The organism is Pseudomonas sp. NFXW11, from assembly GCF_049887815.1.
In the GTDB taxonomy this organism is placed as follows: Bacteria; Pseudomonadota; Gammaproteobacteria; order Pseudomonadales; family Pseudomonadaceae; genus Aquipseudomonas.
The window spans coordinates 116,838-129,845 of the sequence record NZ_JAGEKI010000010.1 but is presented as its reverse complement, the minus strand read 5'-3'; the positions used below and the strand labels follow the sequence as shown (position 1 = coordinate 129,845).

13 protein-coding genes are annotated in these 13,008 nt (G+C 62.8%); 5 read left to right on the top strand and 8 right to left on the bottom strand.

All coding sequences use genetic code 11. The annotated features are described in order from the left end of the window. The first annotated feature begins 65 nt into the window (after nucleotides 1-65). From J4P02_RS17145 to J4P02_RS17135, 3 genes are all read left to right on the top strand, one after another. Nucleotides 66-1,379 carry a C4-dicarboxylate transporter DctA gene (locus J4P02_RS17145; protein WP_426192333.1) on the top strand — a complete coding sequence of 438 codons (1,314 nt, stop codon included), beginning with the start codon at nucleotides 66-68 and terminating at the stop codon, nucleotides 1,377-1,379. A 76-nt stretch (nucleotides 1,380-1,455) separates the two neighbouring features. Beyond that, nucleotides 1,456-2,169 carry a FadR/GntR family transcriptional regulator gene (locus J4P02_RS17140; RefSeq protein ID WP_426192331.1) on the top strand — a complete coding sequence of 238 codons (714 nt, stop codon included), beginning with the start codon at nucleotides 1,456-1,458 and terminating at the stop codon, nucleotides 2,167-2,169. Between the two features lie 36 nt (nucleotides 2,170-2,205). After that, on the top strand, nucleotides 2,206-2,901 hold the full coding sequence (locus tag J4P02_RS17135; RefSeq protein ID WP_426192329.1) for a GntR family transcriptional regulator: 696 nt from the start codon (nucleotides 2,206-2,208) through the stop codon (nucleotides 2,899-2,901). Nucleotides 2,902-2,908: 7 nt separating this feature from the next. Here J4P02_RS17135 and yjiA read toward each other — a convergent pair whose 3' ends face one another. From yjiA to J4P02_RS17120, 3 genes are all read right to left on the bottom strand, one after another. Then, nucleotides 2,909-3,880 (bottom strand): GTPase, encoded by a 972-nt coding sequence (yjiA, locus tag J4P02_RS17130; RefSeq protein ID WP_426192327.1) that lies wholly within the window; start codon nucleotides 3,878-3,880, stop codon nucleotides 2,909-2,911. A 114-nt stretch (nucleotides 3,881-3,994) separates the two neighbouring features. Next, entirely contained in the window at nucleotides 3,995-4,192 is a 198-nt protein-coding gene (locus tag J4P02_RS17125; RefSeq protein WP_426192325.1) for a YbdD/YjiX family protein, read from the bottom strand. A 15-nt stretch (nucleotides 4,193-4,207) separates the two neighbouring features. Beyond that, nucleotides 4,208-6,274 (bottom strand): carbon starvation CstA family protein, encoded by a 2,067-nt coding sequence (locus J4P02_RS17120; protein WP_426192323.1) that lies wholly within the window; start codon nucleotides 6,272-6,274, stop codon nucleotides 4,208-4,210. Nucleotides 6,275-6,562: 288 nt separating this feature from the next. Here J4P02_RS17120 and J4P02_RS17115 point away from each other — a divergent pair, with 288 nt between their 5' ends. Next, nucleotides 6,563-6,931 (top strand): PilZ domain-containing protein, encoded by a 369-nt coding sequence (locus J4P02_RS17115; RefSeq protein WP_426192321.1) that lies wholly within the window; start codon nucleotides 6,563-6,565, stop codon nucleotides 6,929-6,931. A 14-nt stretch (nucleotides 6,932-6,945) separates the two neighbouring features. On the opposite strand, the gene J4P02_RS17110 is transcribed toward J4P02_RS17115, so the two are convergent. The 4 genes from J4P02_RS17110 to katB form a co-directional block, all read right to left on the bottom strand. Then, entirely contained in the window at nucleotides 6,946-7,674 is a 729-nt protein-coding gene (locus tag J4P02_RS17110; RefSeq protein ID WP_426192319.1) for a hypothetical protein, read from the bottom strand. A gap of 33 nt (nucleotides 7,675-7,707) precedes the next feature. Next, the gene (gene radA, locus J4P02_RS17105) at nucleotides 7,708-9,075 is read right to left on the bottom strand and encodes a DNA repair protein RadA (protein WP_426192317.1); all 1,368 of its coding nucleotides are present in this window, start codon (nucleotides 9,073-9,075) and stop codon (nucleotides 7,708-7,710) included. A 48-nt stretch (nucleotides 9,076-9,123) separates the two neighbouring features. Then, nucleotides 9,124-9,663: an ankyrin repeat domain-containing protein gene (locus tag J4P02_RS17100; RefSeq protein WP_426192315.1), complete on the bottom strand. Its 540-nt coding sequence runs from the start codon at nucleotides 9,661-9,663 to the stop codon at nucleotides 9,124-9,126. Nucleotides 9,664-9,804: 141 nt separating this feature from the next. Beyond that, nucleotides 9,805-11,346: a catalase KatB gene (gene katB / locus J4P02_RS17095; protein WP_426192313.1), complete on the bottom strand. Its 1,542-nt coding sequence runs from the start codon at nucleotides 11,344-11,346 to the stop codon at nucleotides 9,805-9,807. 287 nt (nucleotides 11,347-11,633) lie between these two features. Between katB and mscL the strand changes: the two genes are divergently transcribed. Continuing rightward, nucleotides 11,634-12,047, top strand: a complete 414-nt coding sequence (mscL, locus tag J4P02_RS17090) for a large-conductance mechanosensitive channel protein MscL (RefSeq protein ID WP_426192311.1) — start codon at nucleotides 11,634-11,636, stop codon at nucleotides 12,045-12,047. Between the two features lie 47 nt (nucleotides 12,048-12,094). Here mscL and J4P02_RS17085 read toward each other — a convergent pair whose 3' ends face one another. After that, the gene (locus tag J4P02_RS17085; protein WP_426192309.1) at nucleotides 12,095-12,871 is read right to left on the bottom strand and encodes a ferredoxin--NADP reductase; all 777 of its coding nucleotides are present in this window, start codon (nucleotides 12,869-12,871) and stop codon (nucleotides 12,095-12,097) included. Nucleotides 12,872-13,008 lie beyond the last annotated feature (137 nt).

Genomic DNA, 13,008 nt, shown 5'->3' with positions numbered 1-13,008 from the left:
AAGTCCGCCATGGATTGCGCCCCAACCGCGCCCCCCTAGGCAGGACACCGACCAGGATTCCTCCCATGCTCAGATGGTGCTCGCGTTCGATTTTCCTCCAGGTTGTGCTCGGACTGATGCTCGGCATCGTCTGCGGCCTCACCCTCCCCGAATACTCCTCACAGCTCAAACCCCTGGGCGATGGCTTTATCAAGCTGATCAAGATGCTGATCGGGCTGATCGTGTTCTGCGTGGTGGTCAGCGGCATTTCCGGCGCCGGCGACCTGAAGAAGGTCGGCCGCATCGGCCTCAAATCGGTGATCTACTTCGAGATCCTCACCACCATCGCCCTGGTGATCGGCCTGGTCATGGCCTTCAGCACCGGCATCGGCAGCGGCGCCAATATCCACCTGGAGCAGCTATCCACGGCGGACATGGGCGATATCGCCCAGCGCGGCCAGCATATGCACAGCACTACCCAGTTCCTCATGGAGCTGATCCCCACCTCGGTGATCGGTGCCTTCGCCGAGAACAACATCCTCCAGGTGCTGCTGTTCTCGGTGCTGTTCGGCAGCGCCCTGAACCTGGTGGGCGAAGCCGCCTCGGGTATCTCGCGGCTGATCAATGAACTGAGCCATGTAATCTTTCGCATCATGGGCATGATCGTGCGCCTGGCGCCCATCGGCGTGTTCGGCGCCATCGCCTTCACCACCAGCAAGTACGGCCTCGATTCGCTGCAGCACCTGGGCAGCCTGGTGGGCCTGTTCTACCTGACCTGCATGGCCTTCGTGGCGTTGATCCTGGGCCTGGTGATGCGTCTGTCGGGCCTGCGCATGCTGCCCTTCCTCAAGTACCTGCGGGAAGAATTGCTGATCGTCCTCGGCACCGCTTCCTCCGATGCGGTGCTGCCGCAGATCATGCGCAAGCTGGAACACCTGGGCATCGGCAGTTCCACCGTGGGCCTGGTGATTCCCACCGGCTACTCGTTCAACCTCGATGGCTTCTCCATCTACCTGACCCTGGCCATCGTGTTTATCGCCAACGCCACCGGCACGCCGCTGTCGATGTCGGACCTGCTGACCATCCTCCTGGTGTCGCTGATCACCTCCAAGGGCGCCCATGGCATTCCCGGCTCGGCGCTGGTGATCCTGGCGGCGACCCTGACCGCGATCCCGGCGATTCCCGTGGTCGGCCTGGTGCTGGTGCTGGCGGTGGACTGGTTCATGGGCATAGGTCGCGCCCTGACCAACCTGATCGGCAACTGCGTGGCCACAGTGGCCATCGCCCGCTGGGAACAGGACATCGACCTGCAGCGCGCCAACAAGGTACTCAGTGGCCAGCAGGGCTATGGTTTCCAGGCCCGCAAGCCGGCCCCTGGCGCCCATCAGCAGGAATTCTGAGGCAAGCTTGTGCCTGCCGGCGGCAGGCACAATCATCAGCGCCGCCGCGCGCCAACTATTTCTTATGGAGTCCGCAGTGATCAGCTCGTCAACGGTGGTGAACTCAGTGGTAGAAAAGCTTCGGGCCGCCCTCGCCCGCGGCCAGTGGCGCTCCGGCGACATGCTGCCCGGGCAACGCGAACTGGCCGAGCAACTGGGCATCAGCCGCCCCAGCCTGCGCGAAGCGGTGATCGTCCTGGAAACCCTGGGCCTGGTGCGCTCCATGCCCGGCAAAGGGGTGCTGGTGCTGGAGGCGCCCCTGGAAGAAACCCAGGCGAGCGACGGCACAGTGGCCGGCGCCAGCCTCGAAGACCTGCTGCAACTGCGCTACACCCTGGAGCCCTTTATCGTCGGGCTGGTGGCGCAATCCATCAGCAGCAAGGAAGTCGGCCAACTGCGCCTGACCCTGATGGACATGCGCGAAGCCCTGGAAGCCGACGACAGCGAGGCTGGGGTCAGTGCCTACATCGCCTTCCACGAGGAACTCTTCACCCTGACCAGCAACCCGATCTTCCAGAACGTGGTGCAGCAGACCAGCAATGCCCTCAGGCAAAGCGCGCAGATCCTGCGCAACTCGCCTCAGCACCTGGCCGAGCGCCTGGAGGAAAATGAAGCCGTGGTGCGCGCAATCCGCAACAAGAACAGCGCCCTGGCCAGCGCCGAGATGCGCCGGCACATCCTCAAGGAAGGCCAGCGCATGGGCATCGAACTGAATATTCCGGACGATCACCTGGGCTCCGACGCCAGCTGACTCCCCTTGTTTGCGCTACTGGACTGGAGACCGGCCATGCTCAGCCACGCCCTGCAAAACAATCCCTTCACCCTGGTGGCCAACCTGCCTCGGCGCCCCTGCGGGGAAAAGAAGCTGCTGGTGGACGATGTCTACCCGCAGATCTTCGACGCCATCCTGGAACAGCGCATCGCCCCCGGCAGCCGCTTTACCGAGGACAGCCTGGGCCAGGCCTTCGGGGTCAGCCGCAGCATCATCCGCCAGGTGCTGGCGCGGCTGTCCCATCAGCAGGTGGTGATCCTGCGGCCCAATCACCGCCCCCAGGTCGCCGCCCCGGACCTGGAGCAGACCCGGCAGATCCTGCATGCCCGACGCCTCACGGAAATCACCCTGGTGCGCCTGGCCGGCCAGCGTCCGCGGCGCCAACTGCAACCTTTGCGGCAACTGATCGCCCGGGAACGCGAGGCCATCGAGCGCGACCAGCGCGGCCCGGCCATCCGTCTCTCGGGGGAGTTCCACCTGCAACTGGCGGAAGTGGCCGGCAACGGGCCACTGGCGCAGTTTCTCGGCAGCCTGGTGCCGCTGACCTCCCTGGCCATCGCCCGGGTCGAGGGCCGCGCCCGCAACCACTGCGCCTGGCAAGAACACTCAAGGATCATCGACGCGCTAGAAGAGGCCGATGTGGAGCAGGCCGAAGCCCTGATGAACCAGCACCTGGATCACCTGGAACAGCGCCTGCTGGGCGGTCTGTAGCGGCCCTTCAGCGCCCCAGCATTCGCTCGAAACCCTGCCGGATCTGCTCTTCCGGCAGATCATCGGCGATAAACACCATCACGCTCTCCCGCGGCTCGTCCGGGGCCCACTCGCTGTCCCAGTCGAAACCATAGAGCTTGAGCACGCCCTGGAACACCATGCGCCGAGGCTCGTCGATCACGTTCAACACGCCCTTGTAGCGCAGCAATTGCTTGCCATGCTGCTCCAGCAGCTGGTTCATGAATTCGCTCAGGCGCTCCAGGTCCAGGGCCTGTTCGGTGCGCAGCACCAGGCTGGAAATCCGGTCTATCGAAGGCGCCTGGCGCACCGGACGCAGGCTGATGCCACCGCCCAGGTCGGCATTCAGGTTGAAGCCCCGCACATCCAGCAGTTGCGCCAGGTCGATGCAACCGTGATCCACCACATGGATCGGCGCCCGCCGATTGATCCGCGTCAGGCGCTGGCTGAGGGCCTCGAAGCTTGCCTCGTCCACCAGGTCGCGCTTGCTCACCAGCAAGCGGTCGGCAAAGCCGATCTGCGCCTGGGCGATGGTCTGGGTCAGGTGCAACTCGGCGTGCTTGGCATCCACCAGGGTAATGATGCCGTCGAGGATATAGCGCTCGCGCAGCTCCTCATCGATAAAGAAGGTCTGCGCCACCGGCGCCGGGTCGGCCAGCCCGGTGCATTCGATCACCAGCCGGTCGAAGGCGATCTCGCCGCTGTCCAGGCGTTCCAGCAGCAGGTACAGGGCCTTGGTCAGGTCGGTGTGAATGGTGCAGCACACGCAGCCATTGGCCAGGGTCATGACCTGCACCGGGGCATCGCCGAGCAATTGCGTGTCGATCCCGGCGTCGCTGAATTCGTTTTCGATCACCGCGATCTTCAAGCCGTGCTCGGCCTTGAGCAGATGCCGCAACAGGGTGGTCTTGCCGGCACCGAGAAAACCACTGAGCACGGTCACGGGAATAGGGTTTTGCACTACAGGATCTCCCACGCCTAAAAACGTAGGAGCCGGCTTGCCGGCGATAGCGATCTCACTGACGCCATCGCCGGCAAGCCGGCTCCTACATGGGTACGACTTAAACGCTGTACTTCAACAGCACTTCGGGCCGCCCTTGCCGCCGTAACGCGCCTCCTGGCGTTCACGGAAGAACGCCTCGTAGGACATCACTGGCTGGTCCGGGTGCTTGGTCTGCATATGCTCGACGTAGTTGTCGTAGTCGGGCATGCCGACCATCAGGCGCGCGGCCTGACCGAGGTATTTACCGAGGCGACTCAGGTCATTGAACATCGTTGCATTCCTCGATCAAGCGTCCGGCACCGGCTGATAGGGCGATTCCTTGTCCGTACGTTCCTTGCTGCCCCAGGCCGCAACACCGACCTTGAGCGCGTAGAACAGGATGCTGAACACCACCAGCAGGAACAGCGCGGTCAGGGTCGCGTTGGTGTAGGCGTTGAAGATCACGTGCTGCATCTGGGTGATGTCCTTGGCCGGGGCGAGGATCTGGCCGGCGGCCAGGGCATCGCTGTACTTCTTCGCCAGGGACAGGAAGCCGATCGCCGGGTTGGCGTCGAACAGCTTGATGAAGCCTGCCGTGGTGGTGCAAATCAGCAGCCACATGGCCGGCAGCAGGGTGACCCAGATATAGCGCTGGCGCTTCATCTTGATCAACACCACGGTGCCGAGCATCAGGGCGATGCCGGCGAGCATCTGGTTGGAGATGCCGAACAGCGGCCACAAGGTATTGATGCCGCCCAGCGGATCGATCACCCCCTGGTACAGCAGGTAGCCCCACATTGCCACGCAGCCTGCGGTGGCGATCAGGTTGGCGGTCCAGGATTCGGTGCGTTTCAGCGCCGGCACGAAGGAGCCCAGCAGGTCCTGCAGCATAAAGCGCCCGGCACGAGTACCGGCGTCCACTGCAGTGAGGATGAACAGCGCCTCGAACAGGATCGCGAAGTGGTACCAGAACGCCATGGTGTTCTCACCCGGCAGTACATGGTGAAGGATCTGCGCGATCCCCACCGCCAGGGTCGGCGCACCACCGGCACGGGCCAGGATGGTGTTCTCGCCGATGTCCTTGGCCACGGCCTGCAGCTGTTCCGGGCTGATCACGAAGCCCCAGTTGCTGACTGTCTGGGCCACGGCAACCACATCGCCGCCGACGATGGCCGCTGGGCTGTTCATGGCGAAGTACACGCCAGGCTCGATCACCGAAGCGGCGACCATGGCCATGATCGCCACAAAGGATTCCATCAGCATGCCGCCATAGCCGATATAGCGGGCGTTGGCTTCGTTATCCAGCAGCTTGGGCGTGGTGCCCGAGGAAATCAGCGCATGGAAGCCGGACACCGCACCACAGGCGATGGTGATGAACAGGAAGGGGAACAGGCCGCCTTTCCACACCGGGCCGGTGCCGTCGGTGAACTGGGTCAGGGCCGGCATTTTCAGCTCGGGCATGGTGATCAGGATGCCGATCGCCAGGGCGATGATGGTGCCGATCTTGAGGAAGGTCGACAGGTAGTCCCGTGGCGCCAGGATCAGCCACACCGGCAGCACGGCAGCGACGAAACCGTAGCCGATCAGCATCCAGGTGATCTGGATCCCGGTGAAGGTGAACATCTTGCCCCAGACCGGATCAGCCGCCACCTGGCCCCCCAGCCAGATGGAGCCCAGCAGCAGCAGCACGCCGATCAGCGAGATCTCGCCGATGCGCCCCGGGCGGATGTAGCGCATGTACACGCCCATGAAGACCGCGATCGGGATGGTCGCCATTACCGTGAAGATGCCCCACGGGCTCTCGGCCAGGGCCTTGACCACGATCAGCGCCAGCACCGCAAGGATGATGATCATGATCAGGAAGCAGCCGAACAGGGCGATGGTGCCGGGGATGCGGCCCATTTCCTCGCGAACCATGTCGCCCAGGGAACGGCCATTACGCCGGGTAGAGAGGAACAGCACCATGAAGTCCTGCACCGCACCGGCCAGTACCACCCCGGCAATCAGCCACAGGGTGCCGGGCAGGTAGCCCATCTGCGCCGCGAGCACCGGGCCCACCAGCGGGCCCGCGCCGGCAATGGCGGCGAAGTGGTGACCGAAGAGAATGTGTTTGTTGGTCGGCACATAGTCCAGACCATCATTGTTGAGCACGGCGGGGGTGGCCCGGCGTGGGTCCAGCTGCATCACATTGTTGGCGATAAACAGACTGTAATAACGGTACGCCACCAGATAGATGGCCACCGCAGCCACCACAATCCACAAGGCGTTGATCGCCTCGCCGCGACGCAATGCAACGACGCCAAGGGCGCACGCTCCTACGATTGCCAGCAGCAGCCAGGGTATATGGCGTGTGAGGCTATTATTGTTTTTCATTTTTATATTCCAGCCAGGGTGGACAGAAAGACAGCGCTTCGAGTGTAGCGCTACTCGCCTCAAAGACCACCCCCCACGTTGGTCTAGAGCCTTCTTTTAACTTATATGCGTCCTTGTTTTCGAACTTATCCGACTCGGCAGCGGCCACTCGGAATGCCCTCGCGCCACGGGCATCTCTCCACAGTTCGCGGTTGTCATTCCGACAAAACTTGCCCAGCTGCGAACCAGGTCATAGCGGCAGTCATAAACCCGGGTCTATAGTCAGTGCACCACGCAGAGGGCCAGCCCATGAGCGAGCAATACGCCGATCGCCGTCGCTTCAAACGCATCGCCTTCGATGCCAAAACCGAACTGAGTCAAGGCACCTACCGCTGGCCGGTGCGACTGCTGGACCTGTCCCTCAAGGGCCTGCTGATCGAACGCCCCGAGCCCTGGCTGGGGGACCCCAAGCGGCCCTTCGAAGCCGACATCCACCTGGGCCCCGATGCCGATGTGCGCATGGACGTGCAACTGGCCCACGAAGGCCACGACCAGCTCGGCTTTGTCTGCCTGCACATCGGCCTGGAATCCATCGAGCACCTGCGGCGCCTGATCGAGCTGAACCTGGCCGACCCCGAGGAGCTGGAGCGTGAACTGGGTGCGCTGATCGATATCTGACCGGCAGCGCTCACTCAGGGAAACAGCCCCGGTTCGGGAAACTCGTTTTCCATATCCCAGTACCCCGCCTGTTGCCGTGAGGCGACGTGCCACTGGCCGTCGATGTAGCGGAAGGTGCGGTAGGTGGTGATGAACTCCTCGTTCTCCATCGACGAGGCCGACGACACTTGCTGGATGCTTTCGGTGCCGCCCTCACTGGACGGCACTATCTGCCAGGCGGCCTTGCCGGTCTGGGCGAATACCAGCGGCCGCTTCTCTCCCCCGTCACCGATACAGAGCACCGGGTCCAGCTGGCTTTGCTCGGGCATCAGTACCTCGGTGGCCGGGCCGCTGTAGCTGCCCATGGGCGCGGTCATATCGATGCTGAGAAAGAACGCCGGGGACGGCAGGCCGTTGAGCGGGGCCTTCTCCACCTTGGCCAGGGGATAACCCAGGGACTTCTGCGCCAGCACCTCACCACTGTCGGAGATCAAGCGGGCCTGGGCATCCAGGGGCGCGGCCGGTTGATCGTCCTCGGACTGGGCGAAACTGTCGGCGTCCAGGCCATTGCCCCAGCTGTCGTCATGCAACTGCGGGGTGATGCGCAGATCCTCCAGCACCTCCAGCACGGAGCCGTCCCCCACCAGCACTTGCTGGGCCACCCGATAGCCCTCGGGCACCTCGGCCTGTTGCGCCAGGGCGCCAGCGCTGCCACACAGCAGGGCCACACCCAGCAACCAGCCTTGCAACCTTGTCATGTCCATTGCCCTGCGTCCTTTCATGCAAACCCCGGCTGATTATTCGAAGAGCGCGTCCAACGCCTGTTCCAGGCGGGTCACGGCGATGATCTTGATCCCTGCTGGCGGCTCCTTGGGGGCATTGCCCTTGGGCACGATAGCCCGCTTGAAGCCGTGCTTGGCCGCCTCTTTCAGGCGCTCCTGGCCACTGGGCACCGGGCGCACCTCGCCGGACAACCCAACCTCGCCGAACACCAGCAGATCATGGGGCAACGGACGATTGCGCAGGCTCGACATCACGGCCGCCATCAGCGCCAGGTCGGAGGCGGTCTCCAGCACCTTGACCCCGCCCACCACGTTGAGGAACACGTCCTGGTCGTGGGTGGGAATGCCGCCATGGCGATGCAGCACCGCCAGCAACATCGACAGGCGATTCTGATCCAGGCCCAGGGTCACCCGACGGGGGTTGGCCAGGTGGCTGTCGTCCACCAGCGCCTGCACCTCCACCAGCATCGGCCGGGTGCCTTCCCAGGTGGCCATCACCACGCTGCCCGGCACTTCCTCCTGGGCACGGGTAAGGAAAATCGCCGACGGGTTGGAGACTTCCTTCAAGCCGCGGTCCGTCATGCCGAATACCCCCAGCTCGTTGACCGCGCCAAAACGGTTCTTCACCGCCCGCAACAGGCGCAGGCGGCCGTCGGATTCGCCTTCGAAATACAGCACGGTGTCCACCATGTGCTCCAGCACTCGCGGGCCGGCCAGGGCGCCTTCCTTGGTCACGTGGCCCACCAGGAAGATCGCCGTGCCGCTCTGCTTGGCATAGCGCACCAGCAAGGCCGCGCTCTCGCGCACCTGGGACACGCCACCCGGCGCCGATTGCAGTTGCTCGGTGAAAATCGTCTGGATCGAGTCGATCACCATGACCTTGGGTTTCTCCACCCGGGCCGTGGCGATGATGGTTTCGATACTGGTCTCGGTCATCACCCGCAGTTGGTCCTGGGGCAGGCCCAGGCGCCGGGCACGCATCGCCACCTGTTGCTGGGATTCCTCGCCGGTGACGTAGAGCGCCGGCATGCGCGTGGCGATATTGCACAGGGTCTGCAGCAGGATGGTCGACTTGCCGATCCCCGGGTCACCGCCAATCAACACCACCGAGCCATCCACCAGGCCGCCACCGAGCACCCGGTCGAGCTCGCCGGAGGCGGTGGAGAAACGCGGGATTTCCTCGACGCTGACTTCGGCCAGGGTCTTGATCTGCGCCTGCTGCCCGGCCCAGCCGGTACGCCCGGAAGGCGCCGCGGCGCCGCCGCTTTCGATCATGGTCTCGGTCAGGGTGTTCCAGGCACCGCACTCACCGCATTGCCCGGCCCATTTGGGAAAGGTGGAGCCGCACTCGGTGCAGCCGTACATGCGCTTGGCCTTGGCCATCTGAACCCCCGGCAAAAACCGCGATGATAGCAGCTCAGCTGGCGCCGATCAGCGCGGCGCCGCGGTGCGGATCTGCCCGCTGGCCAGACGCGTGGCGCTATTGCCCAGGGGATCCTCGGCATTCAAGTCGGCGCCCTTGGCGGCCAAGGCGTCCAACAGTTCGACCCGCTTGAACAACCCGGCGTACATGGCCGCGGTCTGCCCGGCTCCATTGCGCTGGTCGGGGCTGCAATCGGCGGCCAGCAGGCGCCGGGCAATCTGCACCTCGCCCTTGAAGATCGCCCCCATCAGCGCTGTGTTGCCACGGTTGTCCTGGGCGCAGGCGTTGGCCCCGGCGGCCAGCAAGCGCTCCACCGCCGGCCCCTGGCCGTGATAGGCGGCGAGGATCAACGCGGTGTAACCCTTCTCATCCTGAGTATCGAGGGAATACCCGGACTCGATAAAGGTGTCGAGCATTTCCACATCGCCACGGCGGGCGGCATCGAAGTAGTAGTTTTCCAGCTGGACCTTGACCGCCACCGGATCGAGCGACTGCGCCTGGGCAACCAGCGAGCAGGCAAAAGTCAGCAACGCAATCAACAGGCGCATGGCGCACCTCCGTCATTCCTCTAACGTGTAGGAGCCGGCTTGCCGGCGAAGGGGCTCGCCCGATACTCGCGGCGTGCACGTTCGCCAGCAGCCAGCACCTGATAAGTTGCGCGGTGTTTTCAGGCACCACGCACTGGAGCATCAATCGCTGAGCTTGGCGGCCAGGGCCTTGACCCGGGCCAGATCGCCCTTGGCCACCTTGGTCACCCCGGTGCCATATTCAGGGTCGGCCTTGTAAAGGAACGACAGCATGATGTGCTTGCTCTCGTCATCGGTGCTGGCCAGGGAGCCGCCAAAGCTGTCGATCAGGTCTTGGCGTTCCTTGTTGCTGAAGGAACGGTACAGATCACCGGCCTGCTTGAAGTTCTGCTCACGCTGGATCTTCGCCTGCTGGCTGCTGCCCGCCAGTGCCAGCTGGCTGTAGCGTGCGGTTTGCGGCTCTTCACGAGGCATCAGGCGGCTGGGCTGGTAGTTGACCCCGCTGCTGCTGTGGCCCAGGTTCATCGCGCCGTCCTGGTTGCCGTTGTTCACCGGGTTCTTCGGCGCGTTGATCGGCAGTTGCAGGGCATTGGCGCCGAGGCGGTACATCTGGGTATCGGCATAGGAGAACACCCGGCCTTGCAGCAGGCGGTCTTCCGAGGGCTCGATCCCCGGCACCAGGTTGGCCGGGGCCATGGCCACTTGCTCGGTTTCCTGGAAGACGTTGGCCGGGTTGCGGTTGAGCACCATCTGCCCGACCTTGCGCTCGGGCACACCGGGCCAGATCTTGGTGGCGTCCAGCGGGTCGAAATCAAACTTGACCAAATCCTCGGGTTTCAATACCTGGACATACAAGTCCCACTTGGGAAAGTCCCCTTTATTAATGTGGGCTACCAAGTCGTTAGTCATATGGCTGTAATCGCGGCCCTGTACCTCCACCACTTGTTTCGGGTCGAGATTCTTCAGACCTTGCAGGCTCTTCCAGTGAAACTTCACGTAGTGCACTTCGCCCTTGGCGTTGATCAACTTGTAGGCATGCACACCATTACCGTCCATTTCCCGGTAACTGGCCGGAGTGCCGGAGTTGGAATACAGCTCGGTCAGAGTACGGGTGGCTTCTGGAACATGGGAGAAGAAGTCAAAACGCCGCGAGTCATCGTCGAGATTGGTTCGTGGATCGGGTTTGAAAGCGTGGACCATGTCCGGAAACTTGATCGCATCGCGAATGAAGAAGGTCGGGAAGTTGTTGCCCACCAGGTCCCAGTTACCGTCCGCGGTATAGAACTTGGTGGCAAAGCCGCGGGGATCGCGCAGGGTTTCCGGGGAGTGGTTACCGTGCACCACCGCTGAGAAGCGGACAAAGACCGGAGTCGTCTCGCCGGCAGCGAATACTTTGGCGCGGGTCAAGTCTGTGAGGTTGTTGGTTACCGTGAAAGTACCGTGGGCACCCGTGCCACGGGCATGCACCACACGCTCTGGAATGCGCTCGCGGTCGAACCGCTGGAGTTTCTGAATCAACTGCACGTCTTGCAACAGCACCGGGCCGCTGGCGCCCGCAGTCTGCGAATTCTGGTTGTCGCCCACTGCCGCGCCATTGTCGCGAGTCAGCGTGGCGGCCTGTACGGAAAGCGAAAGCATACTGGCGGCAAGCACACCCAGTACGTGCCGCTGGGAAAGACTCCCAAGGCCAAGAGAAGCGGTCATTTTGTATTCCTCTAGTTATATAAGGCGCATCTCGATGCGCCTGCTAGAGGCTAGTGACTAAATATTTGAAAGATAAATAGAAAGGCCGTAACCGTCTGATTGACAAAATGTTCTGGTTATATCTGCGGGTGCGGGGTATATCGCGCGCGATTTGATGGCACTTTGAATAAACTCTTTGCCTCTTTATCGGTCGATAACCCCGCGAGCTGTAAAAAGTTGTTTCGGCAAAATGCTTTTTGCTGAATTACACTGCCTTAACCAACCTCATCTGCAACAAGGAATAACCTATGGGCGTGCTCAGTGAATTCAAGGCCTTCGCGGTCAAAGGCAATGTGGTCGATATGGCCGTGGGTATCATCATCGGTGCCGCCTTCGGCAAGATAGTCTCGTCCTTTGTCGGCGATGTGGTCATGCCGCCCATCGGCGTGCTGGTCGGTGGGGTGAACTTCGGCGACTTGGCCGTCACCCTCAAGGCCGCCGCGGGGGATACCCCGGCAGTGGTCCTGGCCTATGGCAAGTTCATCCAGAGCATCATCGACTTCATCATCATCTCCTTCGCCATCTTCATGGGGGTCAAGGTGATCAACCGCCTCAAGCGCGAAGAAGCCGTGGCCCCGAGTGCGCCGCCGGTGCCGACCAAGGAAGAAGAACTGCTGAGCGAGATTCGCGACCTGCTCAAGGCGCAGAGCAACAAGCCCTGAAGCTGATCCTGCAATACAACAACGGCGCCCTGAAGGCGCCGTTTTTATTACCAGTAGTTTTCCACCGCTACCTGCCCCGGCCGCCGCGACAGGCTCAGGTGCATGCCCCGCTGCTTGAGCAGGGCGCGGGTGTCATCGATCATCTGCGGGTTGCCGCAGAGCATCACCCGGGAATGCTCGGGACAGAGTTCCACGCCGGCAGCGTGCTCCAGTTCACCGCTCTCGATCAGTTGGGTGATACGCCCATTGAGGCTGCCCGGATGCTGTTCGCGGGTCACGGTGCTGATGAACTGCAGCTTGTGGGCGAACTCCGCCAGGTACTCGCGCTGGGGCAACTCGGCGAGCAGTTGCTGGTAGGCCAGCTCCCGGGCCTCGCGCACGCTGTAGACAAGGATGATGCGCTCGAATTTCTCCCACACCTCGAAGTCCTGGAGGATCGACAGGAACGGCGCAATCCCGGTGCCTGTGGATAACAGCCAGAGATCACGACCATCGACAAAGCGGTCCAGGGTCAGGTAGCCGAAGGCCTGGCGATCCACCAGCAGGCTGTCGCCCACTTCCAGGCGGCTGAGTTCGCTGGTGAACTCGCCACCGGGCACCACGATGGAGAAGAACTCGAGAAACTCATCGAACGGCGACGACACCATGGAATAGGCGCGCCACACCGTAGTGCCATCGGCCTTGGTTACGCCAAGACGGGCGAACTGCCCGGAACGAAAGCGAAAACCCGCGTCCCGGGTGGTGCGCAGGGTGAACAGGCTGGAGGTCAGCGGCTGCACCTCGAGCAGGGTCTGGCGGGTGTACTTTTCTTCACTGGCAGTCATGACAGGCTCCACAAACCGATGCTCTAGTGTCACGCAAAGCGCCGTGCAGAAACACCGGCGGTTTGTAGTGGCATACAAGGGCAGGCAAACGGTGGCGAAAAAACGTACCATTCACCGCCCTTTCGGACCCTTATTAC